27 protein-coding genes and 1 pseudogene are annotated in these 26,236 nt (G+C 59.7%); 22 read left to right on the top strand and 6 right to left on the bottom strand.

Features of this window, described 5'->3' with window-relative positions; translation table 11 throughout:
* Positions 1–289: 289 nt before the first annotated feature.
* Together AC07OP_RS28915 and AC07OP_RS28910 are read left to right on the top strand one after the other, a co-directional pair.
* On the top strand, positions 290–1,477 hold the full coding sequence (locus AC07OP_RS28915) for a cyanate transporter (protein ID WP_495103044.1): 1,188 nt from the start codon (positions 290–292) through the stop codon (positions 1,475–1,477).
* Positions 1,478–1,614: 137 nt separating this feature from the next.
* On the top strand, positions 1,615–2,550 hold the full coding sequence (locus tag AC07OP_RS28910; protein ID WP_027604292.1) for a LysR family transcriptional regulator: 936 nt from the start codon (positions 1,615–1,617) through the stop codon (positions 2,548–2,550).
* A 15-nt stretch (positions 2,551–2,565) separates the two neighbouring features.
* Here AC07OP_RS28910 and AC07OP_RS28905 read toward each other — a convergent pair whose 3' ends face one another.
* Positions 2,566–2,928 carry a 5-carboxymethyl-2-hydroxymuconate Delta-isomerase gene (locus AC07OP_RS28905; protein ID WP_065938908.1) on the bottom strand — a complete coding sequence of 121 codons (363 nt, stop codon included), beginning with the start codon at positions 2,926–2,928 and terminating at the stop codon, positions 2,566–2,568.
* A 55-nt stretch (positions 2,929–2,983) separates the two neighbouring features.
* Positions 2,984–3,907, bottom strand: a complete 924-nt coding sequence (locus AC07OP_RS28900; protein ID WP_092356590.1) for a LysR substrate-binding domain-containing protein — start codon at positions 3,905–3,907, stop codon at positions 2,984–2,986.
* A gap of 127 nt (positions 3,908–4,034) precedes the next feature.
* Between AC07OP_RS28900 and AC07OP_RS28895 the strand changes: the two genes are divergently transcribed.
* Complete coding sequence (locus tag AC07OP_RS28895; RefSeq protein ID WP_065938906.1) at positions 4,035–4,214, top strand: hypothetical protein; 180 nt, start codon at positions 4,035–4,037, stop codon at positions 4,212–4,214.
* Positions 4,215–4,298: 84 nt separating this feature from the next.
* Positions 4,299–4,796, top strand: a complete 498-nt coding sequence (locus tag AC07OP_RS28890) for a hypothetical protein (protein WP_495103043.1) — start codon at positions 4,299–4,301, stop codon at positions 4,794–4,796.
* Here AC07OP_RS28890 and AC07OP_RS28885 read toward each other — a convergent pair whose 3' ends face one another.
* Entirely contained in the window at positions 4,797–4,940 is a 144-nt protein-coding gene (locus AC07OP_RS28885) for a hypothetical protein (protein WP_495103042.1), read from the bottom strand.
* Between the two features lie 196 nt (positions 4,941–5,136).
* Between AC07OP_RS28885 and AC07OP_RS28880 the strand changes: the two genes are divergently transcribed.
* The 10 genes from AC07OP_RS28880 (at position 5,137) to AC07OP_RS28835 (ending at position 13,648) form a co-directional block, all read left to right on the top strand.
* A complete protein-coding gene (locus AC07OP_RS28880) occupies positions 5,137–6,441 on the top strand; it encodes an MFS transporter (protein ID WP_065928204.1) in 1,305 nt (434 codons plus the stop codon).
* Entirely contained in the window at positions 6,441–7,199 is a 759-nt protein-coding gene (locus AC07OP_RS28875) for a substrate-binding domain-containing protein (RefSeq protein WP_495103041.1), read from the top strand. The genes AC07OP_RS28880 and AC07OP_RS28875 overlap by 1 nt, the downstream gene beginning before the upstream one ends.
* A gap of 312 nt (positions 7,200–7,511) precedes the next feature.
* Positions 7,512–8,363, top strand: a complete 852-nt coding sequence (locus AC07OP_RS28870; RefSeq protein ID WP_027604298.1) for an STAS domain-containing protein — start codon at positions 7,512–7,514, stop codon at positions 8,361–8,363.
* A 2-nt stretch (positions 8,364–8,365) separates the two neighbouring features.
* Positions 8,366–8,728 (top strand): STAS domain-containing protein, encoded by a 363-nt coding sequence (locus tag AC07OP_RS28865; protein WP_065938902.1) that lies wholly within the window; start codon positions 8,366–8,368, stop codon positions 8,726–8,728.
* Complete coding sequence (locus tag AC07OP_RS28860) at positions 8,725–9,129, top strand: ATP-binding protein (RefSeq protein WP_027604300.1); 405 nt, start codon at positions 8,725–8,727, stop codon at positions 9,127–9,129. The genes AC07OP_RS28865 and AC07OP_RS28860 overlap by 4 nt, the downstream gene beginning before the upstream one ends.
* Entirely contained in the window at positions 9,120–10,127 is a 1,008-nt protein-coding gene (locus AC07OP_RS28855) for an ATP-binding protein (RefSeq protein WP_495103040.1), read from the top strand. Before AC07OP_RS28860 ends, AC07OP_RS28855 begins: the two co-directional genes overlap by 10 nt.
* Positions 10,120–10,983, top strand: coding sequence for a sensor histidine kinase (locus tag AC07OP_RS28850; protein WP_027604302.1), 864 nt, complete (start codon positions 10,120–10,122; stop codon positions 10,981–10,983). The genes AC07OP_RS28855 and AC07OP_RS28850 overlap by 8 nt, the downstream gene beginning before the upstream one ends.
* The gene (locus tag AC07OP_RS28845) at positions 10,973–12,907 is read left to right on the top strand and encodes a PAS domain-containing hybrid sensor histidine kinase/response regulator (protein WP_495103039.1); all 1,935 of its coding nucleotides are present in this window, start codon (positions 10,973–10,975) and stop codon (positions 12,905–12,907) included. Before AC07OP_RS28850 ends, AC07OP_RS28845 begins: the two co-directional genes overlap by 11 nt.
* A gap of 248 nt (positions 12,908–13,155) precedes the next feature.
* Positions 13,156–13,368 carry a cold-shock protein gene (locus AC07OP_RS28840; protein WP_027604304.1) on the top strand — a complete coding sequence of 71 codons (213 nt, stop codon included), beginning with the start codon at positions 13,156–13,158 and terminating at the stop codon, positions 13,366–13,368.
* Between the two features lie 67 nt (positions 13,369–13,435).
* On the top strand, positions 13,436–13,648 hold the full coding sequence (locus tag AC07OP_RS28835) for a cold-shock protein (protein WP_027604305.1): 213 nt from the start codon (positions 13,436–13,438) through the stop codon (positions 13,646–13,648).
* 13 nt (positions 13,649–13,661) lie between these two features.
* Here the strand turns inward: AC07OP_RS28835 and AC07OP_RS28830 are convergent, their stop codons facing one another.
* Both AC07OP_RS28830 and AC07OP_RS28825 read right to left on the bottom strand, forming a co-directional pair.
* Positions 13,662–14,471 carry a methyl-accepting chemotaxis protein gene (locus AC07OP_RS28830; RefSeq protein ID WP_371856053.1) on the bottom strand — a complete coding sequence of 270 codons (810 nt, stop codon included), beginning with the start codon at positions 14,469–14,471 and terminating at the stop codon, positions 13,662–13,664.
* A 48-nt stretch (positions 14,472–14,519) separates the two neighbouring features.
* Positions 14,520–15,287: pseudogene (locus AC07OP_RS28825) on the bottom strand (MCP four helix bundle domain-containing protein); the annotation flags it as partial.
* A 568-nt stretch (positions 15,288–15,855) separates the two neighbouring features.
* Between AC07OP_RS28825 and AC07OP_RS28820 the strand changes: the two are divergent.
* The 5 genes from AC07OP_RS28820 to AC07OP_RS28800 all read left to right on the top strand — a co-directional run bounded on the left by AC07OP_RS28820 (position 15,856) and on the right by AC07OP_RS28800 (position 21,828).
* On the top strand, positions 15,856–16,158 hold the full coding sequence (locus AC07OP_RS28820) for a type II toxin-antitoxin system HigB family toxin (protein WP_027604307.1): 303 nt from the start codon (positions 15,856–15,858) through the stop codon (positions 16,156–16,158).
* A gap of 3 nt (positions 16,159–16,161) precedes the next feature.
* The gene (locus AC07OP_RS28815) at positions 16,162–16,533 is read left to right on the top strand and encodes a helix-turn-helix domain-containing protein (RefSeq protein ID WP_027604308.1); all 372 of its coding nucleotides are present in this window, start codon (positions 16,162–16,164) and stop codon (positions 16,531–16,533) included.
* A gap of 336 nt (positions 16,534–16,869) precedes the next feature.
* On the top strand, positions 16,870–18,072 hold the full coding sequence (locus tag AC07OP_RS28810) for a tyrosine-type recombinase/integrase (protein ID WP_495103038.1): 1,203 nt from the start codon (positions 16,870–16,872) through the stop codon (positions 18,070–18,072).
* 106 nt (positions 18,073–18,178) lie between these two features.
* Positions 18,179–18,955 carry a hypothetical protein gene (locus AC07OP_RS28805; RefSeq protein WP_495103037.1) on the top strand — a complete coding sequence of 259 codons (777 nt, stop codon included), beginning with the start codon at positions 18,179–18,181 and terminating at the stop codon, positions 18,953–18,955.
* Positions 18,956–19,215: 260 nt separating this feature from the next.
* Positions 19,216–21,828 carry an AAA family ATPase gene (locus AC07OP_RS28800; protein ID WP_495103036.1) on the top strand — a complete coding sequence of 871 codons (2,613 nt, stop codon included), beginning with the start codon at positions 19,216–19,218 and terminating at the stop codon, positions 21,826–21,828.
* 301 nt (positions 21,829–22,129) lie between these two features.
* Here AC07OP_RS28800 and AC07OP_RS28795 read toward each other — a convergent pair whose 3' ends face one another.
* The gene (locus tag AC07OP_RS28795; RefSeq protein ID WP_495103035.1) at positions 22,130–22,984 is read right to left on the bottom strand and encodes a LysR substrate-binding domain-containing protein; all 855 of its coding nucleotides are present in this window, start codon (positions 22,982–22,984) and stop codon (positions 22,130–22,132) included.
* A 162-nt stretch (positions 22,985–23,146) separates the two neighbouring features.
* Between AC07OP_RS28795 and AC07OP_RS28790 the strand changes: the two genes are divergently transcribed.
* The 3 genes from AC07OP_RS28790 to AC07OP_RS28780 are packed head-to-tail and all read left to right on the top strand — an operon-like array spanning position 23,147 to position 26,025.
* On the top strand, positions 23,147–24,130 hold the full coding sequence (locus tag AC07OP_RS28790) for a hypothetical protein (RefSeq protein ID WP_495103034.1): 984 nt from the start codon (positions 23,147–23,149) through the stop codon (positions 24,128–24,130).
* A gap of 18 nt (positions 24,131–24,148) precedes the next feature.
* Positions 24,149–25,117 (top strand): 2OG-Fe(II) oxygenase family protein, encoded by a 969-nt coding sequence (locus AC07OP_RS28785; protein ID WP_495103033.1) that lies wholly within the window; start codon positions 24,149–24,151, stop codon positions 25,115–25,117.
* Positions 25,111–26,025, top strand: a complete 915-nt coding sequence (locus AC07OP_RS28780; protein ID WP_495103032.1) for a DMT family transporter — start codon at positions 25,111–25,113, stop codon at positions 26,023–26,025. Before AC07OP_RS28785 ends, AC07OP_RS28780 begins: the two co-directional genes overlap by 7 nt.
* Positions 26,026–26,236 lie beyond the last annotated feature (211 nt).

Genomic DNA, 26,236 nt, shown 5'->3' with positions numbered 1-26,236 from the left:
GCGTTGGGCTGCGCAGCAGCCCCAAAACACAGCCCCGGACCTGCCTGGCACACTGCAGCGCTCTTATTGGGGCTGCTGCGCAGCCCAACGCGGGGCAAGCCCGCTCGCCACAGGTTACTGTTTGACCGTTCTATCTCTTAACTGATCGGCATTAGGGCTTGCCCGCTCTCACACTTTGACTTGCGGTGTTTCAGTTAACCGCAATTTTTAGATAGCCCCTGCGACTTTCTCATTTGCCCCCCTCCCCCATGCGTGGCCTGATTCACCCTTGTTCATTCAAGGCAGGCCCATGGAAAACGCTCAGGCAAAACCCACCACCGCCGTGTGGCTGATGATCAGCGTCGTGCTGGTCGCCCTTAACCTGCGGCCTTCGATGGCCGCCGTGGGGCCGTTGCTGTCGTCGATTCGCGGCGAGGTGCCGTTGAGTTTCAGCAGCGCGGCGTTGCTGACCATGTTGCCGGTCATGGCCATGGGCCTGGCGATGTTCTTTGGCATGGGCCTGGCCAAGCGCGTTGGCGAGCACCGCAGCATTGTGCTGTCACTGCTGGTGATTGGCGTGGCGACGTTGTCGCGGCTGTTCCTGGATTCGGCCCTGGAATTGATCGTCAGCGCGATTGCCGCCGGTGTGGGCATCGCCATGATCCAGGCGTTGATGCCGGCCCTGATCAAGTCGCGGTTCAGCGACAACGTGTCGCTGTTCATGGGCCTCTACGTCACCGCCATCATGGGCGGCGCGGCGCTGGCGGCAGCGTTCTCCCCCTTCGTGCAGGTGCAGACCGGCAGCTGGCGCATCGGCCTGGCGATCTGGGGGTTTCTGGCGTTGCTGGCCCTGGTGTTCTGGTACGCCCAGCGCTCGGTGTTGCCACCGTTGCCCCAAGCCGCCGCCGGCCCTCAGGAATCGTTTTTCGGCAACGGCCGCGCCTGGTTGCTGGCGATCTTTTTCGGCCTCGGTACAGCGTCCTACACCTGCGTACTGGCGTGGCTGGCGCCGTACTACGTGGAGCAAGGCTGGAGCGAACAGAATGCCGGTTTGTTGCTGGGTTTCCTGACCGCGATGGAGGTGGTGTCCGGCCTGGTCACGCCGGCCATCGCCAACCGCCGCCGAGATAAACGCGGGGTGGTGGCGGTATTGCTGGGGTTGATCATCCTGGGGTTCTGCGGCCTGATCCTCAGCCCGCAACACCTCAGTTTGCTGTGGCCGTGCCTGCTGGGCCTGGGTATCGGCGGGTTGTTCCCGATGAGCCTGATCCTGTCCCTCGACCACCTCGACAACCCGCGCCGCGCGGGGGGCCTTACCGCATTCGTACAGGGCATCGGCTACCTGATTGCCGGCCTGTCGCCGCTGATCGCCGGAATGATCCGCGACCAGCTGGGCAGCTTCGAATGGGCCTGGTGGTCGCTGACGGCGGTGATCGTGGTGATGCTGCTGATCGTCACGCGCTTCAACCCAAGGCATTACGCAGAACATATTCGCTGACGTCGTGTTGCAAACAGTATTTGTCCCACGCAAAACATAGAAACGCCCTACAGAGCTTTCTATTGGTACGGCCGTTCCGTTAAGCTTTCGCGCTGTCTTGTACTGACTTCGGTACATGGGGTTTACGGACGAAACCGATGTTAAACAGTAACTTGCTCAGAAAACTCGATATGCAGGACTTGATGGTGTTTATCGCCGTCTATGACCAGAGCAGCGTTACCGACGTGTCAGAAACGCTGTTCGTCAGCCAGTCCACCGTGAGCTACAGCCTGAAGAAACTGCGGACCAGTTTTGAAGACGAGCTGTTTATCAACACGCGGGCGGGCATGCGGCCTACGTACAAGGCCACTACCATGTACGCCCATGTGCAGAAGATCCTCGAAAGCATCAACCTGTGCCACGCCGGTGGCCAGGCCTTCGACCCGACCCAGAAGGCCGTGACCTTCAATGTCTGCGCGCCGGAGTACTTCGAACAACTGATCCTGCCGCGCCTGTTGAAGCATTTCGACCGCGCCGACCTGCCGGTGATCGTCAATGTGCAGAAACTGGAAGCCGACATCCCCGCCGACGACCTGCGCGAGGGCCGCCTGGACCTGGTGATCTGCTTCGGACCGCACTTTCACCGCGCCCATAAAGACTTCAAGACCCAAATGCTGCTGGAGGACGATCTGGTGTGCGTCTTCGATAAACGCTCGGCACCGCGCGAGCCGGCATTCAGCCTGCAATCATTCGTCGAGCGGCGCCACGTGTTCCCCACGCCATGGACCTCCGACACCAACATGATCGACGGCTGGCTGGCGCGCCAGGCCCACAAGCGCCAGGTGATCGCCCGCGCCAACAGCTACAGCGCGGCGCTGAAGATGATCACCGGCACCGACTTCATCGTCACCCTGCCGCGCCGCGTGCAGAAACTGCTGGCGCCCGCGACGGTGTTCGGCCACTGCGAGGCCCCCAACGGGTTACCGGGGTTCACCCTGGATATGCAGTGGAATGAAAGCAGTGAACAGGACAGTGCCAATACCTGGTTTCGTGAACAGGTGGTGAAGGTGTGTGCGGATCAGGGATTACTCTGACTTCTGTGGCGAGGGTTAGCCGATCGCGACTTTGCTGTAGGAATCGCGATCCATGTCGACCAGCTGGACACTGAGTTGAACCTGCAGATCCGTCGGCCAGTCGCCCAGATCCTGCAACGCTGCCAGCAGGCTTTGCGACAATTGCTGCTTGACCTGCGGCGACCGCCCGCTGAGCAGTGACAGCTTCACCGCGATGAAACCGCGTGGGTTGAGGGAGGTGCCCACCTGAAAACTCTCGAGCTTCACGGCGCGGCTTTTGATATCGAACTCGGAACCGAACTGCCCGGACGCCATCAGCACATTGTTGAGCCGCAACAGGGTTTTCTCGACGGCCAGGTTTGTCAGGTTGGCGGTGTATTCCAAGTGCAGGTGTGGCATGGATGACTCCGAGTCATTCGTAGGAAAGTCTGTAGATATAGCACGGATAAAAGCCTCAGGCCTTGTTCGCCTGACCTCGATCGCTCATGAACGCTTCCAGCCGCGAACGCACCCAGCGCTCGGCCGGGTCGGTGTCCACATGACTGAGCCAGACCATGGACAAATCCAGGGTCGGCGTCTCGAACGGAAACGGCTCGCAGAACAGGTTGCCCGACACCGCCATGGCCTCGGCCGTGTAGTCCGGCAGGCTGGCGATCAGGTCGGTCCCGGCCAGCAGCGCGGGCAATGCGCTGTATTGCGGCACCGACAACACCACATGGCGCTTGCGGCCGATTTCCGCCAGCCACTCATCGGCAAACCCGGACACGTTGGCGGTGTGGGACACCAGCACATGGGGGCGCGAGCAATATTCATCCAGGGTCAGCGGGGTGTCCGAGGCATCGGCGCGCAGCAGTCGCGGACGAATGTGGCGCAGCAGCTTGCGCTTGGCATTCGCCGGCAGGCCACGGGTCTGGGTGATGCCGACGGTAATATCGCCGGACGCCAGCAGATCGGGAATCCGCCAATAGTCCACGTGCTGCACTACGAACACCACCTGCGGCGCTTCCTGGCGCAAGGCGCGCAGCAACGGTGGCAACAGGCCGAACTCGACGTCGTCGGACAGGCCGATGCGAAAGGTCATGGTGCTGATGGATGGATCGAAATCGTGGGTCAGGCTCAAGGCCGACGACAGTGAGTCCAGGGCGGGCGACAGGTGCTGGATGATTTCCTCGGCGCGCGCGGTAGGTTCCATGCGATGGCCGACGCGAATGAACAGCGGGTCGTTGAACAAGGTGCGCAGACGGTTGAGGGCCGAACTGATGGTCGGCTGGCCGAGAAACAGCTTCTCGGCCACTCGCGTCACATTGCGCTCGAGCATCAGTGCTTCGAAGACCACCATCAGGTTGATGTCGGCCTTGCGTAATTCATTGCGATTCATCGGCGCCTGCCCCTAGCCCAAGACAAGCCGCAGTTTAGAAAGCCGGGCCGGCCGCGTCTATGTGCACACTGTTCATCTCGCGGCTTTGGGACTATAAACAGCGCTCGAACGTCGCAGGAACACTCCCGTGCTGGTCATTTTTGGCCTGGCCATTCTGGTGGCCGGGTTCTGCCTCTGGCTTATCCGCTTTGTCACCCGCCCCACCGCCCGCACCTTGTTGCGGGTGTTTGTCGGCCTGTGCCTGGCAGCAGTGGTGGCGTATCTGGTGCTGGCCTCGGGTTTTCCTGTTTCGTTGCTGGTTTCATAACGCCCCCTCTTTGAACTGGATGCTATTGCCTTGATAAACATCCGCAACATCGCACTACCGCTGTTACTGGCCGGATGTACCGCCATGACGCCCTACAAGGCACCGCTCGAAGGCCCGCGCGCGCAGCTCAAAAGTGAGTTGAGCACCCACGCCAGCTACAACGAATGGCTGTCGGTCAGCGTGTCGACGGATCATGAGTGCCTGCAAGGCAGGGTGGGAACGCCGAGTAAGGAAACCGCACTGTTTGCGGTGCACAGCAGCACTTCGCGCCCCGACGGTTACGTGGACATCGCCGCCGACCAGCCGCTGCACTTGATCGTGTCGGGCCTGGCGAGCGCCGGCCGGCGCTGTGTGATTGAGTTCAACACCCAGTTCGCCGCCCAAGGGCGCTACCTGCTCAAAGGCGGGATTACCGACGCCGACAGTGGGTGGTGTCGCGTTAAGGTGATCAATGCCGATACCGGCGCCGCGCTGGCGGCGTTCGAAACCCCGACCCAGGTAACACCTGCCCCCACGGAGAGCCCTTCGTGGAGGCAGTTCATGGCCCGTCAAGGGTGCTTTTTAGCCCCGGCCGAACATTGATCAGGGCTTGAGCGGACGCTCCTGATCCCGCTCGGACAGCTCAGTGCCGTCGTCGGGGTGCTTCCAGGTCTGGGGTTTTTCCTCTTCATGTCGCCGGGGTTGCTTATGCTCCGGCTCATCTTGGCGCTTCGGTTCATTGCCCATAGCCATCTCCCTTCCGTAAGAATGGGTCATACCTTCCAGCATAGAACAGAGCGGGATCTTTGAAAGGCGCGCAAATTCATAACCAACAGGCATTAATCAATCCATATTTTTCACTTTTCATTTCTAAATGTGTCAGCCACTATCCTTGGTCTTACGCGAAACAAGCATTTAAAAAGAACGCTGGAGACACAAACCCATGACTAGCCCTTCCCGGCCCGATTCTGCCCGTTCGAAAGTAGGTGCGGTATTCCGCGTTACTTCGGGCAACTTCCTTGAACAGTTCGACTTCTTTCTGTTCGGCTTCTACGCCACCTACATTGCTGCCGCGTTCTTCCCTGCCGCCAATGAATTTGCCTCATTGATGATGACCTTCGCCGTGTTCGGCGCGGGCTTCCTGATGCGCCCACTGGGCGCCATCATCCTCGGCGCTTATATCGATGACGTCGGTCGCCGCAAAGGGTTGATCGTGACCTTGTCGATCATGGCCAGCGGCACGCTGTTGATCGTGCTGGTGCCGGGCTATCACACCATTGGCCTGTGGGCCCCGTTGCTGGTGCTACTGGGCCGCTTGCTGCAAGGCTTCTCGGCCGGTGCGGAGCTGGGCGGTGTGTCGGTGTACCTGTCTGAAATGGCCACCCCAGGCCGCAAGGGGTTCTACACCAGCTGGCAATCGGGCAGCCAACAGATCTCCATCGTGGTCGCCGCCGCCCTGGGCTATGGCTTGAACGTGTGGATGGAGCCGGCGGTGGTTGCCGATTGGGGCTGGCGCATTCCGTTCGCCATCGGTTGCGTGATCATCCCCTTTATCTTTGTGTTGCGTCGCAACCTGCAGGAAACCGAAGAATTCGCCAACCGCAAGCATCGCCCGACCATGCGCGAAGTGCTGGCCACACTGGTGAAAAACTGGACCGTGGTCATCGGCGGCATGCTGATGGTGGCCATGACCACCACCGCGTTCTACCTGATCACCGTGTACGCGCCGACCTTCGGCAAGACCGTGCTGCAACTGAGCACCTCCGATGCGCTGCTGGTGACCTTGCTGGTGGCGGTGTCGAACTTTGTCTGGCTGCCGATCGGCGGCACCCTGAGCGACCGCTTCGGTCGCAAGCCGGTGCTGATCGCCATGACCGCGTTGACGGTGCTCACGGCTTATCCGGCGCTGTCCTACGTGGTGAATGCACCGAGCTTCGCCCATATGCTGGAGACGCTGCTGTGGTTCTCGTTCCTGTACGGCATGTACAACGGCGCGATGATCCCCGCCCTCACGGAAATCATGCCGGTGGAAGTGCGCGTGGCGGGCTTCTCCCTGGCCTACAGCCTGGCGACCGCGATCTTCGGTGGGTTTACCCCGGCGATCTCCACCTGGTTCATCCACATCACCGAAGACAAGGCCTCGCCAGCCTATTGGATGATGTTCGCTGCGTTGTGCGCGCTGTGTTCGACCCTGGCGCTGTATCGTCGCGCCAATGCACGCGGGCAGGTGATGCAGGGGGCGGCGTGATGAAGTCTCTGTTCAAGACCCTGACGGCCCTGGCCCTCGGTGCCCTGGCGCTGACGGCCCAGGCCGAGGAACTCAAGGTGATGACCTCCGGTGGCTTCACCGCCGCCTATAAACTGCTGGGCCCGCAATACGCCCGGCACAGCGGCGACACCCTCGATACCATCCTCGGCCCCTCCATGGGCAAGGCGCCGGAAGCGATTCCCAACCGCCTGGCCCGTGGTGAACATGCCGACGTGGTGATCATGGTCGGCTATGCCCTGGATGACTTGATCAAACAAGGCAAGGTCGACCCGGCGTCCCGCGTGGAACTGGCGGATTCGCGCATCGGCCTGGTGGTGAAGGCGGGTGCGACCAAACCCGCGATCGGCACCGATGCCGAACTCAAGGCCGTACTGAGCAAGGCCAAGTCCGTGGCGTATTCGGACAGCGCCAGCGGTGTGTATGTCGAGAAAGAGCTGTTCAAGAAGCTCGGCATGCCCGCCAAAGGCACCATGATCGAACGCCTCCCGGTGGCCGAACAGGTCGCCAAGGGCGATTACGAGGTGGGCTTGCAGCAGGTGGCGGAGTTATTGCCGGTGCCGGGTGTGACTTACGTCGGCAAGATCCCGGAAGACGTGCAATCGGTGACGCGCTTTGCGGCGGGCATTCCGGTCAATGCCGAACACCCTGCACAGGCCAAGGCGTTGTTGCAGTTCCTGGCCTCGCCCCAGGCACAACCGGTGGTGCAATCCACCGGCCTGGACTCGGTGGCACGCTGACCGAAACGGTATCTCCCTCCCCCACCGCTCCAATTCCAGCGCCGCCGACGGCCAGCTCCGTCCGCGGCGTTTGATCAAGCCCACATTACCCATCACCTGCGGTTCCACCCACCGCACACTCAGCCAAATGGGCTGCTCCGACGCCAGTATCGCGATCGACGGCAGCATGGCCCCCCATCACGCCTCCACCAGTCTGAAGCGCCCGGTCCACAGGGCTTGAGGCAAATGAACGAAAACCTTCGAAACAATTCAAAGCACTTCAATTTAGTATAAATTGCATGCCACTCAACAAGGCATTCAAGGAGGTTTCCCGTGGCAACTCTGCAAGCTCACACCATCCAGGCACTGCACACCCATCGCCCGACCCTGCTGACCGAATGGGTTGCCAGCCTTGAAGCTTCGGGGGCCACGCGTAACGTCAAGGCCGAAGACACCCGGCAGCAGGCCAACGACTTCCTCAACCTGCTGATCGCGGCGCTGCAGCAAGGCGGTTCCCAGCCGGTCAACCATGAAAACTGGGCAGAAACCCGGGTATTCCTGGAAAAGCTCTCCCACAGCCGCGCCCTGGTCGGCCAGGACTCGCAACAGACCGCCAGCTTTATCTTTGCCCTCAAGGGCCCGCTGTTCGCCCTGCTGCAACGGGAGTACGCCGAACAACCGACGCAACTGGCCGAACAACTGTGGGAAATCTCCGAGCTGCTTGACGCGCTGGGCATGCACACCATCCGTACGTTCCAGAAATCCCGTGAGTCGGTGATCAAGCGCCAGCAGGAAGAATTGCTGGAACTGTCCACCCCGGTGGTCAAGCTGTGGGACGGCGTGCTGGCCCTGCCGATGATCGGCACCCTGGATTCGCAACGCACCCAGGTGGTCATGGAGTCCCTGCTGCAGCGCATCGTCGACACCGGCTCGGAAATCGCCATCATCGACATCACCGGCGTACCCACCGTGGACACCCTGGTAGCCCAGCACCTGTTGAAAACCGTTACGGCCATCCGCCTGATGGGGGCCGACTGCATCATCAGCGGCGTGCGTCCGCAGATCGCCCAGACCATCGTGCACCTGGGCCTCGACCTGCAAGGCGTGGTGACCAAGGCCAACCTGGCGGATGCCTTGGCGCTGGCCCTGAAACGCCTGGGCGTCACCATCAGCAAGGCTGTTTAAGCATGGAACGTATCCCTATTTTGCAGATGGGCGAATTCCTGCTCGTGACGATCCAGGTCGACATGCATGACCAGCTCGCGCTGACGCTGCAGGACGACCTGTCCGAGCGCATCAGCCGCACATCCGCCCGGGGCGTGCTGATCGACATTTCGGCGCTGGACATGGTCGACTCGTTTATCGGCCGCATGATCGGCACCATTTCCGGCCTGTCGCGCATCATGGATGCCCAGACCGTGCTGGTAGGCATGCAGCCGGCCGTAGCGATCACGCTGGTGGAACTGGGCATGACCCTGCCGGGCGTGGCCACCGCGTTGAACGTCGAGCGCGGCATGCAACTGTTGCGTGACCGGGTAGACCACTCATGACCCAGGCCAGCAGTGGCACTCACCCGGTGCTCATCGAACAGGACGTAGTGCTGGCCCGACAATTGGTGCGCAAGCTGGCCCAGGAATGCGGCATGCGCCTGATCGACCTGACCAAACTGGTCACCGCCGTCAGTGAGCTGGCGCGCAACACCGTGGTGTACGGCGGCGGCGGCCATATGGATTGGGCCGTGGTCGAAAAAGACCACCGCCCAGGCCTGCGCCTGACCTTTCGCGACGAAGGGCCGGGCATCCCCGACCTCAAGTTGGCGATGACCGACGGCTGGACCTCCGGCAGCGGCCTGGGCCTGGGCCTGACCGGCGCCAAGCGGTTGGTGGACGAGTTTGAACTGGACACCGCACCCGGCCAGGGCACCCGCGTGACGATTACCCGATGGGCCTGAATATTCCCAGTGCCCTGACCCAGGTGTTGTTGATCGAGGATGTCAGCCAGATCGGCCATGCCCGACGCACCGCGCAACAGTTGGCCGAACAATCGGGCTTCGACGAGACCGATGCCGGCCGCGTGGCACTGGTGGCCACCGAGCTGGCCAGCAATATCCTCAAGCATGCCGCCCATGGCCAATTGCATCTGCGCCTCACGGGTAACCAGGGCGTGGAGCTGATCGCCGTGGACCGTGGCCAGGGCTTTGACCTGGACAGTTGCCTGGTGGACGGCTTTTCCACCGGCGGCACCCAGGGCATCGGCATGGGCGCCATTGCTCGTGTGGCCCAGGTGTTCGACGTGTACGCCGATCAGCGCGGCACGGCGATGCTGGCGCGCCTGTATCCACGGGCATCGGCCAGCAAAGATATCCGCTACGGCGTCAGCCAGCATTCCCTGCACGACGACCCGGCCTGTGGCGATGCCTGGCACCTGGTGATCGAACCCGGCCGGTTCAGCGTGATGGTAGCCGACGGTCTGGGCCATGGCTGCGAAGCCGAACGCGCGGCGCAGGCCGGCGAAGCGGTGTTTGCCCAAGACGCCTTCTTCGACGCAAGCGAGCTGTTCAATGACCTGCATATCGGCATGAACGGCACCCGCGGCGCAGCCGTGGCCGTGGCGCAGTACGATGCCACGACCGACAGACTGCGCTTTACCGGGGTGGGCAATATCGGCGCCAGCCTGATCGGCCCCGGCAAGTCCCGCGGGCTGGCGTCCCATCCGGGGATCGTCGGCGTGCAGTTTCGCAAGGCGCAGCCCTTCGACTACGCTCAAGTGGGCGGCCAGATGCTGATCCTCTACAGCGACGGCCTGCAGTCACGCTGGAACCTGGCGGACTATCCCGGGCTTTCCCATCGCCACCCTGCCCTGATCGCCGCCGTCCTGCACCGTGATTTCTGTCGCGGCCGGGATGACGTTACCGTCTTTGTGATTGCCCTGGAGGCCATCGATGGCTGACACCACCGTTTCGCTTGAGGAGCAAGTGCGAACGCTTCGCCTGGAAGCCGATGCACTGCGCGCCGAACTGGACGAAACCAACCAGGGCGTATTGGCACTCTATGCCGAGCTGGATACCCAGGCCGACCAACTGCGCCAGGCGTCGGACCTGAAAAGCCGTTTCCTGTCGTACATGAGCCATGAATTCCGCACGCCCCTGGGCTCGATCCTGAGCATCACCAGTCTGTTGGCCGACGAACTCGACGGTCCCCTGAGCCCTGAGCAGCACACACAGGTCGGGTTTATCCGCAGCTCGGCACGCGAACTGCGCGAAATGGTCGACGACCTGCTGGACCTGGCCAAGATCGAGGCCGGGCGCATCACGATCTCGCCGGCCTGGTTCGACATGTTCGATCTGTTCTCGGCGTTGCGCGGGATGTTCCGCCCGATCGTCGATGCGACGTCGGTGGACTTGATCTTCGAAGAGCCGATCGGCTTGCCCAAGCTGTACACCGATGACAAGAAGCTCGCGCAGATCCTGCGCAACTTCATCTCCAACGCCCTGAAGTTCACGGTGCAAGGTGAAGTGCGAGTGTCGGCGCAGAGAGTGGGTGATCAGGAAATCCGCTTTGCCGTGCACGACACCGGCCTGGGCATTCCGGCTGAATTGCACAGCAACCTGTTCGAAGACTTTTCCCAGATCGATTCGCCGCTGCAAAAACGCCTGCGCGGCACCGGCCTGGGGCTGTCGCTGTGCAAACGCTTTGCCGAGTTGCTCGGCGGCCGCGTCGGCGTGGAAAGTACCCCAGGCGTGGGCTCGATGTTCTTCGTGATCATTCCTCTCTCTATTCCTGGCGGGCTTGTTGATGAACCGTGACATCCAACTGCTGATCGTCGACGACAACGCGGCGACCCGCTATGCCCTGCGCCGGCGCCTGGAGAACCATGACTACCGCGTGCTCGAGGCCGGTACCGGCCAGGAAGGGCTGGACCTGATCGCCAGCCAAAAGATCGACGGGCTGATCCTCGACGTCAACCTGCCGGACATGAGCGGCTTCGACATCGTACGCGGGCTGCGCGCCGATCCGGTCACGGCCTTGCTGCCGGTGGTGCACGTGTCGGCCGCCTCCATCGAGACCGGCGATATCATCACCGGCCTGGATGCCGGGGCCGATGCCTACCTGATCCACCCCATCGACCCCGATGTGCTGCTGGCGACCCTGCGGACCTTGCTGCGGGTGCGCGACACCGAATATGCGCTGCGCGAGAGCGAGGCACGCTTTCGCGAAATATTCTTCAATATCAGCGCACCGATTGCGGTCATGGATGCGCAGCTCAAGGTCCACGAATGTAACCACGCCTTCGCCCAATTGATTCACGATAACCTCAACCCCGACGCCCTGCTGGAGTGCTTCGCCGCCGATCAACTCGGCGTGCTCCAGGAACTGTGCCAGCGCCTGGCTGCCGGCGAGCGCTGGAAGGGCACCCTGCACATGAAGGTCGACGGTCAGTTGCGCGAGACCGAATGGCAGGTTTCGCCCTACCGCAGCGCCGAATTGAGCCTGGTGTTTGTCGAAGACGTCACCGAGCACCGCCACCGCGAGCGGCACCAACAGGCCGAGCTGGCCAACGCCGCCACCCAGTTGGCACGTACCGAGGCGCAACTGTTGCAGGCGCAGAAGATGGATGCCCTGGGCAAGCTCACCGGCGGCATTGCCCATGACTTCAACAACCTGCTGACCGGGATCATCACCAGCCTGGAGCTGATCAAGAAACGCATCGAGACCCAGCGCACCGACAAGGTCATGGCCTATGCCGATGCAGCGTTGAGCTCGGCCCTGAGCGCCGCCGGCCTGACCAACCGCCTGCTCGCCTTCGCCCGCCAGCAGCCGCTGGACACGCGGCCGATCGACATCAACGCGCATATCCGCTCCCTGGAAGAACTGCTGGTACGCACCATCGGTGAACATATCGCGCTGAAGCTGGAGCTGACCCACAACCCTGCCGTGGCGATGGTCGATCCGATCCAGCTGGAAAGTGCGGTGCTGAACCTGGTGATCAACGCCCGCGACGCGCTGCCCAAGGGCGGCACTGTCTGGGTGACGACTTACCCGGCCTACTCCAGTGGCAACCTGAAACTGGAAAACGGCGCCTACATCGCCCTGTCGGTGCGGGACAACGGGGTGGGCATCGAACACAGCGTCATCGACAAAGTCTTCGACCCTTTCTTCACCACCAAGCCGCTGGGCCAGGGCACCGGGCTGGGCCTGTCGACCATCTACGGGTTTGCCCGCCAGTCCGGCGGCGATGCACAGATCCGCAGCGTGACCCGCCAGGGCACCGAAGTGACCATCATGCTTCCCGCCGCCAGCGGGCCTGCCAGCATCGTGACCAAGCCTCTGCCCGCACCCGGCCAGAGCAAGGGCGAACATGTGCTGGTCGTCGAAGACATGCCTTCGGTGCGCAGCTTTGTCGCCGAAGTCCTGGCCGACGCCGGCTACCGTTGCAGCCTGGCCGCCAATGGTGACGAAGCGGTGGTCTGCCTGCGCAGCGACCCGAGCATCAACCTGTTGCTGACCGACGTCGGCCTGCCCTTTATGACCGGGCGCGAACTGGCAGACGTGGCACGCGAGATCCGCCACACCTTGCCGATCCTGTTCATGACCGGCTACGCGGAAAATGCCGCGAACCGGCAAAGTTTCCTCGGCGAAGGCATGGATCTGATTTCCAAGCCGTTTCACATCGATGAGTTGCTGGAAAAGATCCGTCGTGGGCTGGATGGGACGGCAGGCGAGCGTTAGAAGGGACAGGGGCACCACGCCAAAAGGCACCTGCCTGGTGCCCGAAGGCGGCGAAAACCGAATGCCCGCGCGGCGCGAAAACCCACGGTAAAACGAAGCAGTATCGCGCAACGGCACAGGCGGCGAACCTGTCAGGAATGACAGTACCGCTGGTCCCGTGGCGCGTTGACGAGCAGCGGCTTCGGGACTTTGCTTATGGTTACCGCGACGAATCTGCAGCGGGGCACACCGGTTCGAGGACAGGAAGAATGAGCGACAGACAGAACGGCACAGTGAAGTGGTTCAACGATGAAAAGGGTTACGGATTCATCACGCCGGAGAGCGGCCCCGACCTGTTCGTCCACTTCAGGGCAATCGAGGGCAACGGGTTCAAAACATTGAAGGAGGGCCAGAAGGTCACCTTTGAAGCCGTACAGGGCCAGAAAGGCATGCAGGCCGATAAAGTCCAAATCGTGTCCTGACCCGCTTGATGCCCGCAGACATACCTGCCCCGACGGGCCACCTATTGCACTGGAAAGGAGAACGGCCATGCCCAGGAAAACTCCACAGACTGCAATCTCCATCAGCAGCAAGACTGCCGCCTACGATGAGCAGGACATTTTCTTTCGCAGTGCCACCACCGCCCAGGGCGGACGGCGGCTGCGCGAGGGGCAGACGGTCACCTACGAATTGGTCAGGGGCCCGGGCGGCGACTGGCAGGCCGTCAATATCGAGATCGTGGACGAGTCGACACTGAACTAGCCCGCGCATGTCACTACAGCTGAAACCTTGCGACGGCTTCGTTCAGGGAAACGGCCAGCTGCGCCAGTTCTCGACTCGATCCATTGATCTGCCCGGCGCCGGAAGAGGATTGCGCAGACAGGTCGCGAATATTGACGATGTTGCGATCGACTTCCTTGGCCACCTGGGCCTGCTCCTCGGCGGCGCTGGCGATGACCAGGTTGCGCTGGTGGATCTGGTCGATGGAGTCGGTGATCTGGCTCAATGCGCCGCCCGCGCCCTCAGCCAATGCCAGAGTGTCGGTGGCACGCTGGGTACTCGACTGCATCGAGCTCAACGCGTCGTTGGACCCCGTGCGCATCGCGGTCACCATCTGGTCGATTTCCAGGGTCGATTGCTGGGTACGGTGGGCCAGTGCACGGACTTCGTCAGCCACCACCGCAAAGCCGCGCCCGGACTCACCGGCCCGCGCCGCCTCGATCGCAGCGTTGAGTGCCAGCAGGTTGGTCTGCTCGGCGATGGAGCGGATCACATCGAGCACCTTGCCGATATCCCGCGATTGCTCGGCGAGGTTCTGCACCAGGGTCGAGGTTTCGCCGATGTTGGTGCTCAGGGCTTGAATGGCGCTGACCGTTTCACCCACACGGTGCTGGCCTTCGCGCGCGGTTTCATTGGAAAGGCGAGTGGACTCGGAGGTGGACACCGCATTGCGCGCTACCTCATCCGCCGCCGAGGTCATCTCGTTGACGGCGGTGGCGGCCTGCTCGATTTCAGCGGTCTGCTTTTGCAGGCTGCGGCTGCTCTGGTCGGTGATGCCGTTGAGGTCGGTGGCCGATGACGCCATCTGCCCGGCCGACTGGCGAATCAGTTGCAAGGTCCCGCGCAGGTTGGCCTGCATGGTCTTGAGTGCCACGAGCAGGCGCGTCACTTCGTCGTCGCCGCTCACGTCCACCGTTTGGGTCAGGTCACCTTGGGCAACGTTCTCGGCAGCCCGTACGGCATGACTGAGCGGGCCGACAATACTGCGCGTGAGCAACCAGGCCAGCAGCACGGTGCTCAACCCGGCCACGATCACAAAGCCGAACACCATGGTGCGCGAACGGCTGTACTGCGACTCGGCCGCCTGGCCTTGCTGGTTGATCTGGGCGTTGTAGTAGTCGGCCAGGGCATTGAGTTGGGCCCCGGAGCCATCGACCACGGTTTTCATATCCACAAGCAACAGCTTGTTGAGTTCGGCGCCCTGCTGCTTGTCGGCAAGGACGAACGACTGCGCCAGCCCTTGCTGGTATTGGCGCAGCGAGACCTGGAACTGGTCGTAGAGCGTGCGCACTTCGGGGGTGTCGATCACTGCATCGAGGTCGGCCAGTCGTTTGCTCAGGTCCTGGCTGCGGGTGTCCATCTGGCTACGGTATTGCGGGATGCTCGCCGGGTTCGGGTCCAGGGCCATGCGCAAAGAGATCGTACGAATGCGCAGCATGATTTCACGAATGTCCGCCACCAGCCGCATCTTCGGCACCAGCCCGCTTTCCACCTGCACCGCGCTGGCGCGGATGCTTGCCATGTTCGACAGTGCAAAAAAACCCAGCAGGGCCACGAGCAAAGCAATCAGGGCAAAACCCAGACCCGCACGGCGGGCGATGGACAGGCTGCGAAGGGACATTAGGGGGGACTCTCTTATTGGGGATACGATGTCGTACGAGAGTGTTTCGGCCGTGTGGGTAAAGACTTGAGGGGCGTACACCCAGGAAATGGGAAGTTATAAATATCAGTGAGTTATTTGCAGTATCGACGAGCACGGCGCCCACCAACGACAATACTGGGAACATCAAAGGATTACCCCACCAGCAGGTCTGACATGGAAAAAGCCGTCATTACTCTGGCACTGATTTCTTGCCTATACGGCTGCATCGGCGCACAACTTTCACTTCCTGAACAGAAAAACGTACGCACCACCCCTCAACAGAACCCGCCTGAACGAGCATGGTGCGGCGTGACGCTTTGGGCTGTAGTTCCAATACCCCTGAAGCTCCCCGTGTGCCGCTCACATCCCGCTCCCTCGCCCTTATATGCCTGTGGTCCTTTCATGTTCCTGGGACCGGTCATGCACGGTTACAAGGGGAATGCCTTATGTGGAGAAATGCCTTGAGAGCCCATGACACCCGTCTGGAAAACTGCTTGCTCCCATGTGCCCACTTGCAAAAGTCCCAAGGCGGGACTAGGATTTTCCCATGAGAATAGTCGCACTCAGTCAACTCAAAACCTTTTGGCACAAGCACCCGGATTCGGAGCAACCGTTCCTGGCCTGGATAGACGAAGTAAAAAACGCCGACTGGTCAAACCCGGCTGACATCAAGGAACACTTTCGCAGCGCTAGCATTCTCAAAAGCCGAAGGGTCGTCTTCAACATCAAAGGTAACGACTACAGGCTCGTGGTCGCCGTGGCCTATCGCTATGGCGCTGTCTACATCAAGTTTGTCGGTACACATAAGCAGTACGACGCAATTGACGCCGATACCGTCGAAACGGAGTAACCCATGAACATCCGACCTATCCACACCGAACAGGATTACAAGGACGCGCTCAAGTCTGTCTCTGCGCTGTTCGACAACGAACCAGAACCCGGCACCCCGGAAGGTGATTACTTTGACGTAATGATCACGCTGATCGAGGCCTATGAAGCCAAACACTTTCCCATGGACCTGCCCAACCCAATCGATGCCATTCGCTTCAGAATGGAACAGTCTGGCCTGTCGGCGGCTGATCTTATTCCCGCCATTGGCCGCCAGAATCGTGTTTATGAAGTGCTGAATGGAAAACGAGCGCTGACCTTGCCAATGATTTGGAAGCTGCATGAGATGTTTGGAATTCCAGCAGAAAGCCTGATCAAGCCAGTAAGGCATGCTTGAAGACGGAATACGGTTGGTTGTGCGTGCTGGAAAGAACCACTACGGCCCTGTTTGCTGCTCTGAACGAGTAGCTTGCCCCCAAATCTCAGAAACGAAAAAGCCCCGTAGCTTATTCAGCTACGGGGCTTTTTCTATGTAATGGCGGAGAGATAGAACGTATTGGCGGAGAGAGTGGCGGAAGCGGTGAACTTCCAGAAAAATCCATCAACGGCCAAAAAATCCCACGCAACCCCTTGAAATACTGAATATTCGAAAAACCACTCGTCTGATGGGGGTTCTCAACAACCACCCTTGTAACCTAGGTTTTTGATAGTCAATTCGTGGGTCGGGATCGCCATGAAAACTATCTTCCGCCTAACTGCCTTATCGGTATCGCGCACCAAAAAACCAGGCCTGTACTGCGACGGCGTGGGATTGTACCTGCAAGTCACCAAGGCGGGGGTCAAATCCTGGTTATTTCGCTACATGCGCCATGGCAAGGCCAGAGGCATGGGGCTCGGGCCCCTTCATACGGTGAGCTTGGCCGAAGCGCGAACCAAGGCACTTAACTGTAGAAGGAAGCTGCTCGACGACATTGATCCTCTGGATGAGAGACGCCAGTTGAAGGCTGCGAGCAAGGCTGAGCTGGCCAACCAGCTGTCCTTTGACGAATGCGCCAAGAAGTACATCGCCGCCCACCGCAGCAGTTGGAAGAACGACAAACATGCCGCTCAATGGCAAAGCACGCTGGACGCCTACGCCAGCCCAGTGTTTGGCAACCTGCCCGTGCATACCATTGATACGGCGCTGGTCATGCAAGTGCTTGAACCCGTCTGGACGAAAAAGACCGAGACCGCATCACGCGTACGCGGCCGTATCGAGTCCGTGCTGGACTGGGCCACAGTCCGGAGCTACCGCAAGGGAGAGAACCCCGCACGCTGGAAGGGCCACCTTGACCATTTGCTACCGCGCAAATCCAGGATTCAGAAGGTCAAGCACCACCCCGCCCTGCCCTACGCCGAGGCCAGTGCGTTTATTAGCCGGCTGCGCTCGTTGAGTGGCGTAGCGGCAAGAGCCTTCGAGCTACTCATCCTGACCGCCACTCGCACGAGCGAGACCCTGGGTGCCCGCAGGGTCGAGATCGATCTGGACGCCCAGATCTGGACGATTCCGGCTGAGCGCATGAAGGTCCCCAAGGAACATCGCATTCCACTCTGCCCGCAGGCGATCAAGTTGCTTCGCCCGCTCGTCCAGAACGAGGCGAGTGATTCCGAGTACCTGTTTCCTGGCAACAAGCCCGGCACTCATCTATCCAACATGGCCCTCCTTCAGCTTTTGAGGCGGTTGGAGCGTTCGGATCTTACCGCCCATGGCTTCCGCTCTACGTTTCGAGACTGGGCCAGGGAGACAACCGACTACCCACGGGAAGTTGCTGAAGCCGCCCTTGCCCACACCATAAGGGACAAGACAGAAGCCGCCTATGCGCGGGGGGATCTGTTTGATAAGCGTCGGGTCATGATGACGCACTGGGGCAGATATCTCAGTCAAAAACCGAAATAGACCATTGCCCCCTACGCATCCAGCGTTCCGCATTGCTGACCTTCGAAACTCATGCGACTGCAAGGCAGCAGTGATGTACGATCATCCAACAGACAAGGAGCCAGTCGTGAAAAGAACCAATGGCAGCTTTCTTCATAGCTATCTAGAAGCGGCAAACCGCACAAGCAAGGAAGTGCTGGAAGAAGATCCGATCGCATTAGATCTGATCGAAAAATGCGACGACCTGATCGCACACCTTGTTTCTACTGACCAAAGCAAACTAGGCCTTGTAGGTCATGCCCTCGCGCTAAACGCCTATTTTCTTTTCATGGCCAGTGTGCGCACGGCCATCTCAGGGCACCCTGGAGCTGTACATTCCACACTGCGCTCCGCTTTGGAGCATACCTGCTATGCATTTTTGATTGTTGAGGACGAACAACGTGCGGAGGTCTGGCTGAAGCGCAATGTTGATAAGGATGGGAACAAAGAACAGCGAGCGACTTTCGGGCAGGCAGTCCACCGAGCCTCCACCGAAATGGAAAAGTATGATCCTGAGACCGCCTCGCGCATCAAGGCTTTGTATGACGCGGCAATCGACTTCGGCGCCCACCCCAACCCAAAATCCGTTCTCGCGCACCTAACAGTAGATTCGACTCAATCCAGCGACGCTCAAGTGTTGACCTGCCTGTATCCCTGGAGCCAGGAAACGGGGAGAGGCTTGCTTGCCTGCCTCGAGTTCGGCATCGCGATCATCAGCATCTTGGTCATCACAAAGACCAAATGCCCACCACTGCAGGTGACCAACCCAGAGCTCTTCGACCTAATGATTCGGAAGGACGATGCGGCGGTTCAGCACTACGGCCTAAAGGTCGAGAACGGCAGAGTTATCTATAACGCATTCTGAGAGAGGTCGCCAATCAACCAGGAGCCCGCAGCTTATATGGCCTTTTCATGTGCCGCACACACGCACGAGGCCATGAGAAGGAAGCGCGTGCGCAGAGCCAGAACGGGACGAGCGTTGATGTCGGCCAAACTGACCTGACCGGTCACATCAAAGAACGGCATACGACTCGCCCCCTTCGCCACCATCACAAGAAAACTACGAACCAATAAGACTTCGCATCAAACAACAACTCATCGCGCCAGGAAGCAACAGGGGAACTCATGAGTCTATTGGAAGAGCAGTATGAAATGTTTATGGGCGAGCTGCAGGCATCCGGAGCGGATCTAGATGTCCGTAAAGTCGCAAGCATTATTCACGCGAACCTGGGGGTCATAGCTGCCACAGTGAGCGCAGGCGGCCAGCGAGCAAATATGCTGACTCCGCTTGTAAGGCGTGAACTTGCTGAGATGGAAGCCCCCCCTAACCTGGCACAACGCGCCGTCGCCGCTGCCCTGCCTTGGCAACGATTGCAGACACTAAAAATTGGTCCATTTCGTGGTTTTCGCAGGGAAGAGATCTTTGATCTAAAGAAAAATGTAACGCTTTTTTACGGTCCAAACGGAAGCGGAAAGACCAGCCTTTGCGAGGCACTAGAGTTCGCACTAACTGGCGATGTTGAGGAGTCTTCACTTAAGCGATCTGCGTCGCTCGCAGCATACTTTGCCAACATTCATGAAGGCAGACATGCCCACCCTCAGCTCTACTCAGCCGGCGCTGGCGATGGAATCGCAGTCCAGCCAGCGGCAGACCTTCTTCGCTTTGCGATTATTGAGAAGAATCGAATCGAAAGCTTTGCAAGAATTGCCGCCCGAACACCTGCGCAAGCAAATGAACTGATCTCCGCGTTGTTTGGGCTAAGTTCATTCAATGATTTTGTCGGGAACTTCCCTGCAGCCATTCAAGGAAAGCTCAACCTTGCGAGTCCAGTCAAAGATGAGATGCAGGGAAAGATTGTTGAGTTAAATGGCGCAAATGAGCGACTGAAAAGAAGCACCGAAGTACTTGCTGGTTTTGACGCTGACTTGGCTCGCACTGCTGAAGAATACAAGCAGGATTGTACCACCGCCCAACTACGCGAACTGATCGGCAGTGAGCAGCAGCCCGGCAGACTACAACACCTCATCGCTGCTGCGGATGAGATTACGCCTGCGCAATCCGGACTGCGAACTCGCGCTTTCAAAAAGTTGTTCCTACAACTTCGCCGCAACCTCAGAAGCCAAAAACGCTGCAAAGCACAACTCAGCAGTATGGCTGGCCAAATTTCTTTCAAGCGCCTCTTCGAGACGGTTCAAGCTCTCCAAGATGTCTCTCCGGATGCTTGTCCCGCCTGCCTGACACCTTTGAGCACCGTCGCCTCAGATCCCTACGTGAGAGCAGGTGCCGAGCTTCAACTGCTGCAGCATCTTGCCGTGCTTGAGACTGAGTTCGTGGCTCTGGAGGCTGATTACACCGAGCTAGAACGACAATCTAAAGCCCTTATCGTGATGCTTCGCGACAAGGAAGATACCATCGACCTGAGTGAAAATGGTCTCGTCGCGTGGGCAACAGATGACAATGCCACTCCCCTCTGGGAAGTGGAGGATGTATCAAAGTCAGATGTTCAGGAGATCATTGGCACGCTTACACGGTTCGAGTTGGAAGATGCTGCTCTGCAACTTCGCGTCGATGCGCGTGAAGCTATTGTAAGAGAGCGCGACCAGCTACTCGAAATCCAGCGTCAGCTATCCGTATTGGATGGCAAGCGCAGTCAGCATGAAAGCGATATCCAGACTGACAGGAAGCTCGTCGCAGAGTTCGACGAAGTCAACGCCGAACTTATAGATCGGGTTGTTCAGGAGTCGGCCTCCATTGCTTATGAGCTAAGGCTGGGCACGTCTTACTCAGCCTTCAGCGAAGCAATCAAAGCCTATAGGGACACGCTACCAGCCAAATTCTTGGCTGATCTCAACGATACAACGCGAGACCTATACAACGGGTTTAACGAGGACGACCATGAAAGGGACCGACTGGCATCCCTATCCCTCCCGCTTCGTGGCGGTGAAAGAATAATGGTCTCATTCGGCGCAAATCCAGAGCAAATGTACGATGCTCTTCACGTGCTCAGCGAAGGGCACCTTCGTTGCCTTGGGCTTGCAATTCTTCTTGCCAAGAACATCAAACTTGGGCTTCCTCTGTTGATCTTTGATGATGCAGTGAATGCGATCGACGATGATCACCGCGCCGGAATTAGGAAAACCCTTTTCGGAGATGCCCGCCTCAGCACTAAGCAAATAATTGTGACCTGCCATGGCAACGAATTCATCAAGGATATCCACAACCAACTCGGCGATGAGGCATCGCATTTGTATGTACTTGGACACCATGCCGGAGACCATCAGCCGAGAGTGCAAGGAGGTTCCAGCCGCAACTACCTTGTACGTGCCCAGGCTTCTTTGGATGAGGGAGACCAAAGGCAATGCTTAGCTTTCTGCCGGCAGGGCCTGGAAAACCTCACATCCAGAACGTGGAGAAAGCTCTATGGCAAAGCACGGGACCTCAGCTTTCTATCTGTTCCGGTTGGCCCTCCCACCTACAAACCAGAGCTCGGAGCATTGAGCAAAGCTCTGCTCAAGGGAATCCAGCTAGGGAGCGAGCGAGGAATGCTAACTGGCGCATCGTGGGCGAGCATATCTACAGGATTTGAGGAAGTCCTCGCCGTTCCAAACAATCAGCTCATCTGGAGCTATTTCAACAAGGGTACTCATGATGAGGTCGATCGTGAAGACTTCGAACTTCCAGCTGTAAGGCATACGTTAATGGCGCTGAAGAAGATCAGCGTCGGCCTGCCCGATTGAGCGGCTGACGGCATTTCTAGCCTGCAATGGACTGGGCCACCATCGCAGGTCCGCGAACGGCGCGCGGACCTGCGATTTGGCCTGGCACCAAGCTCCCCTGCCGCGCCTCCGGACTCCCCATCCAGTACGTAGGTCAACTCCCGGCCAGACTGCGTGTGCGGTGAAACACTGGTGCCCTGAGGTGATTGACGGTGAAACCACCAGGGAATGCGCGGGGAGACCTGCTCGATAGGCGTCGGGGCACGATGACGCACTGGGAAATATATCTGGGTCAAACACCAAGATGACTAGTGCCCCGCATCTACCCAGCCTGCTGCATCGTTGATCTCAACAACCCGTGCAAATGCAGGGCCGCATGGTGGGAGCTATCTGTCAGCAGATAGACCTGGTGCTCAGGAAGAGCGGGAAGATTCAGCCCCACCGCGAGCCCTAGTGACGCATCGCTGGCGTCCAGCTCCTCGACGATGCCAACTGCCAGCCCGCTCTTCATGCACGCCAACACCGCATGCCAGTTCGCACTCTCCAGCAAGATGCGGTACGAAATGCCCCGCGCCTTGAGCGCCGCCAGTGCCACTTCTCGATACGGGCAGCCCTTCAGTTGCAGGGCTAGAGGCAGGGGGCGATTAGGGTCGTGCGTGAAGCCTGGCGCCGCCACCCAGCGAGGCCGCGTTGAACAGAGCCTTTCGCCCTGCGCCAGCTCCTCGCCACTGACCGCCAGCGTCAGATCCAGATGTTGCCGCGCAAACAGATCAATGAGTTCCGCACTGGATCGCGCCACGACCTCTAGCTCCAGCTGCGGGTGGCTGACGACAAACACCGGCAGGAAGTCGCTCATGAGATCCGCAGCATAGCCGTCGGGAACGCCCAGACGCACCTTACCCGTCATCTGCTGGAGTGAAAGTGTCGCTAATAGCCGATCGTGCGCCATCAGGAAGCGCGTCGCTTCCCCCAGCAACTGCCGCCCCGCCGGGGTCAGCTCAACGGCCTGGTTGCTACGCAGAAAAAGTTGCCGCCCGACCTTCTCCTCCAGCCGCTGGATCTGCGTTGTCACCGCAGACGGGCTGCGGTGGACGTAGTCGGCGGCCGCCTTGAAGCGGCCAAGTCGCGCCACGGCCTGGAAGGTTCTCAGTACATCGACATCTAGGCCTTTTCCCATAGGGTCACCTGATTTCGTCGTCTCGAATTACCGGTTCACTTTATTCGGCTGTACAGCATTTTTCCCCCCGCCTATGGTTCGGTCAAGGTAGATCCTCTACCTGCCAACTGTGCTCAAACAAGGGTGAAACCGCCACGCGACACACAGCATGGAGCCATGGGGATGAGTTTGAACAATGTCGTCGTCGATGCGCTCACGCGCTGCAACCAGTATCAGGGCAAATCCATCTGGACCGTCGAGAACCACGCCAAGTACTCGACGTTGAAGATTGCGGCGGGTCATCAGCAGGATCATCGCATCAACCACCGGATCTTCATGTTGATGCGCGCCCTCAATGAGCAGGGCATCAGTACGAACGGACTCTGTGCAGACGCACAGGGCCATGGCTCACTAAAGAGTCTTCTGGCACAACTGACTCAACGCCTGGTTTATATGAGCCGTGGCAAACGCGTTCACTACGTCGAACTGGGGCCGGAGCCGGTCAAGACCTCGTACATCCTTACCCAGATCGCGCAAGCTGCGACGGCCGTGCGCTACACGGCGATCGACATCAACGCGACATCCGAAGGCGCCATGCGCGACGCGGTGATTCCAATCATCGCCGACCCAGCAAATTTTAACTATCTGGCGGCCGACTACCGAACCGTGACGCATGACACCCTGCGCCATGATCAGGATCTCACTCTGATCACCATGCTTGGCTTCCAGGAGGGCAATGAGTCGCCACTCGCAACTGGACGCCTGATCCAGGCCTTGGCAGATGACACTACCTGCATCATCTCGGAGATGCAGGTCTATGAAGAGGGCCTAGAACACTGCATCCATGCCTTCTACGCCAATCCCCACATGCTGAGCTTCTCGCAACTGATTGCTCGCCAGCAGGGCTTCGTTCCCGTGGGCGATCACGAAACCACCCTGTTGCGCCTGACCATCGCAGGTGAGCTGCTGCATATCGCCGTCACCTTGCAACCGGTGGAGCACTTGCAGAAGCGCGGCTACCTACTGACCAACAGCTGCATCAAATACACACCAGACCAGTTCCGCCGCGTCAGATCACTGCACGGGAACTGCACCGTGCTGGATGAGCTCGTCAGCGGCGATGGTTCGGTCCGCTACCAGATCGCCCAGTACCTCCCACCACTATGACTTAGGGAGCGAATGACCATGCATCGCACAGACCTCCCCCTCTATGCCCGCGGCCTTGATCGCGTGAAATTAGCGTTCAAATCGACGCTGCACCGCATGCCCCGTCACCCGGTTATTCAGCGGGACGAGCAAGATCATTGGCACGACGGCCTACTGACTGAGGCCGGCCCGGTGATCAGCGACAGTCGCACGCTGACCGAGCTGGGCTATACGCAGAGTCCCCATCCCAACATCGCCGTGGACACCATCACCGGCCTGAGCGCGGTGCATGGCCTGTTCACCCCCGACGCGGTGTCGGCACTGCAGCGTATCTGCGCCGACCTTGAGCAAGACGCCGGCGACAGCGACTGGATCATCTCGCGCCGCACCCGTGGCGTCACCGCACTTTCGTCATTCCTCCACTGCATGATGAGAAGCCGTGCGTTCCTGCTGGCGGTCTCGCGGATCGCCGGGGTTCCGCTGGCGCCCTACCCCATGCTCAACGCCCGTGCCCAGGTCAACTACTTCTATCCCAAGGCGCCTGGCAGCCCGCGCGAACAGGTCGGGATGTGGCATACAGACGGCACCAACTACGTGCTGAACATCGTGCTTTCCAACGCATCGGACTACACCGGCGGCGAGCTCCTGTTCCACAACAGCACTATCGACACTTTCGATGCTCTAGACCACCGAACCTTCGAGACCGCACCGCTGGTTGAGCCCGGCGACGCGTTGTTCATCTATGGCAGCCGCCTGTTCCACGGCGTATGCCCGGTGAAGACCGGACGGCGCATGTCACTGGTATTGTCCTTCCACTGCCCCTATGCCCGGGAAGACTCCAACCGCTTCTGGCATCTTGCCTCCGATGATGGCATTCCCGCGACCGTGCCCAACTGGCTACACCTGCACTGGTCCCTGCATCAATCCGCGGCCCGCCAATTCGCGGCGCTCGGCATCGAGCCGATCACCTTCGACGAGCTGGGACGGGTCCCGGCGCACGCATGCTAGCCAACCCGCTGTACCTGCTCCTGCTGCAGGTGGTGTTTGTGCTCTCATGGAGTTCGGGATTCATCGGTGCGCGTCTGGGCACAGAGGAAGCTGGCGCGATCAACCTGCTGTTCTGGCGGTTCCTGCTGGTCAGCCTTTGCCTGCTGCCGTTGGTGTGGCACAGGCTGCGGGCGCTGTCTTGGGCGCAGGTGCGCTACAACGCGATGATCGGCTTCCTGGCCCAATTCGCCTACCTGGTCAGCGTCTACATCGCCATTCGCGGCGGCCTGCCGGCCGGCATTGCCGCCATCATCTGTGCCTTGCAGCCGCTTATCACTGCGACTATGAACAGCCGGGCCCGACATGAACGCAGCAGTGTGCAGGAATGGCTAGGGCTTGCGGTCGGTTTCGCCGGCGTCAGCGTGGTGATCCTGGGTGAATACCGCTTTTCTGCGCAACGCTTGAACCTCGGGTTGTATGCCCTGCCACTGATCGCCGCATTCACCCTCTCCATCGCCACCCTGTACCAGCGGCGGCAATCACTGCTGGCCAACGACCACAGCAAGGAGGGTTTGCTGATGCCGCTGTTTCTGCAGTCAGCGGCGACCTTGATCCTGCTGGCAGCCACAGGTCTGCCATTGGGTCTGATAGAAGTGCCCAGAAGCTCCCAAGTCTGGGTATCTGTTGCATGGCTGACCGTGTTCTCGACCTTCATCGCCTATCTCAGCCTGTGGAGCCTGTTGAAGTGGATATCGGCGACAAGGGTGTCTGCGCTGGTATATCTGGAGCCGCCGGTGACCTTGATCTGGGCGACGTTGATGTTTGGAGACGTGATTCAGTGGACTACTTATCTCGGCGTCGGCGTGGTCGCGCTGGGCATCTTCATTACACGACGCCTCGGCAAGCCAGGTATTGCCTGCACAAACTAGCCAGATCAACAACCAGAAACACCACACTGAGGGATCACCCTGATTCAGCCCTGTATCAGAGTACTGCGTCCTCCTTCGGCCTACGGCATCTCAGGCCCAGCATCAGTTGGCCAGAGCATTGGCAGCTGACTCATGCAACAAGCTTGGTTGTACAAAATAAGGCAGCCAGCAATGCAGGCCTGATCAATCGATGAACACGCAAACCACACAC

It is taken from the genome of Pseudomonas sp. GW821-FHT09D08, from assembly GCF_059416305.1.
Note: the sequence above shows the minus strand (reverse complement) of the source record. Positions and strands in the feature narration are given on the sequence as shown.

Bases quoted from the DNA above. Each gene is read 5' to 3' on its own strand.
- AC07OP_RS28840 (WP_027604304.1), top strand. From the start codon at position 13,156: ATGAGCGACAGACAGAACGGCACAGTGAAGTGGTTCAACGATGAAAAG.
- AC07OP_RS28835 (WP_027604305.1), top strand. From the start codon at position 13,436: ATGCCCAGGAAAACTCCACAGACTGCAATCTCCATCAGCAGCAAGACT.
- AC07OP_RS28785 (WP_495103033.1), top strand. From the start codon at position 24,149: ATGCATCGCACAGACCTCCCCCTCTATGCCCGCGGCCTTGATCGCGTG.
- AC07OP_RS28890 (WP_495103043.1), top strand. From the start codon at position 4,299: ATGACGCCCTACAAGGCACCGCTCGAAGGCCCGCGCGCGCAGCTCAAA.
- AC07OP_RS28820 (WP_027604307.1), top strand. From the start codon at position 15,856: ATGAGAATAGTCGCACTCAGTCAACTCAAAACCTTTTGGCACAAGCAC.
- AC07OP_RS28915 (WP_495103044.1), top strand. From the start codon at position 290: ATGGAAAACGCTCAGGCAAAACCCACCACCGCCGTGTGGCTGATGATC.
- AC07OP_RS28790 (WP_495103034.1), top strand. From the start codon at position 23,147: ATGAGTTTGAACAATGTCGTCGTCGATGCGCTCACGCGCTGCAACCAG.
- AC07OP_RS28800 (WP_495103036.1), top strand. From the start codon at position 19,216: ATGAGTCTATTGGAAGAGCAGTATGAAATGTTTATGGGCGAGCTGCAG.
- AC07OP_RS28905 (WP_065938908.1), bottom strand. From the start codon at position 2,928: ATGCCACACCTGCACTTGGAATACACCGCCAACCTGACAAACCTGGCC.
- AC07OP_RS28815 (WP_027604308.1), top strand. From the start codon at position 16,162: ATGAACATCCGACCTATCCACACCGAACAGGATTACAAGGACGCGCTC.
- AC07OP_RS28900 (WP_092356590.1), bottom strand. From the start codon at position 3,907: ATGAATCGCAATGAATTACGCAAGGCCGACATCAACCTGATGGTGGTC.
- AC07OP_RS28855 (WP_495103040.1), top strand. From the start codon at position 9,120: ATGGGCCTGAATATTCCCAGTGCCCTGACCCAGGTGTTGTTGATCGAG.
- AC07OP_RS28910 (WP_027604292.1), top strand. From the start codon at position 1,615: ATGTTAAACAGTAACTTGCTCAGAAAACTCGATATGCAGGACTTGATG.
- AC07OP_RS28875 (WP_495103041.1), top strand. From the start codon at position 6,441: ATGAAGTCTCTGTTCAAGACCCTGACGGCCCTGGCCCTCGGTGCCCTG.
- AC07OP_RS28780 (WP_495103032.1), top strand. From the start codon at position 25,111: ATGCTAGCCAACCCGCTGTACCTGCTCCTGCTGCAGGTGGTGTTTGTG.
- AC07OP_RS28850 (WP_027604302.1), top strand. From the start codon at position 10,120: ATGGCTGACACCACCGTTTCGCTTGAGGAGCAAGTGCGAACGCTTCGC.
- AC07OP_RS28830 (WP_371856053.1), bottom strand. From the start codon at position 14,471: ATGGCGTCATCGGCCACCGACCTCAACGGCATCACCGACCAGAGCAGC.
- AC07OP_RS28880 (WP_065928204.1), top strand. From the start codon at position 5,137: ATGACTAGCCCTTCCCGGCCCGATTCTGCCCGTTCGAAAGTAGGTGCG.
- AC07OP_RS28865 (WP_065938902.1), top strand. From the start codon at position 8,366: ATGGAACGTATCCCTATTTTGCAGATGGGCGAATTCCTGCTCGTGACG.
- AC07OP_RS28795 (WP_495103035.1), bottom strand. From the start codon at position 22,984: ATGGGAAAAGGCCTAGATGTCGATGTACTGAGAACCTTCCAGGCCGTG.
- AC07OP_RS28860 (WP_027604300.1), top strand. From the start codon at position 8,725: ATGACCCAGGCCAGCAGTGGCACTCACCCGGTGCTCATCGAACAGGAC.
- AC07OP_RS28885 (WP_495103042.1), bottom strand. From the start codon at position 4,940: ATGGGCAATGAACCGAAGCGCCAAGATGAGCCGGAGCATAAGCAACCC.
- AC07OP_RS28810 (WP_495103038.1), top strand. From the start codon at position 16,870: ATGAAAACTATCTTCCGCCTAACTGCCTTATCGGTATCGCGCACCAAA.
- AC07OP_RS28845 (WP_495103039.1), top strand. From the start codon at position 10,973: ATGAACCGTGACATCCAACTGCTGATCGTCGACGACAACGCGGCGACC.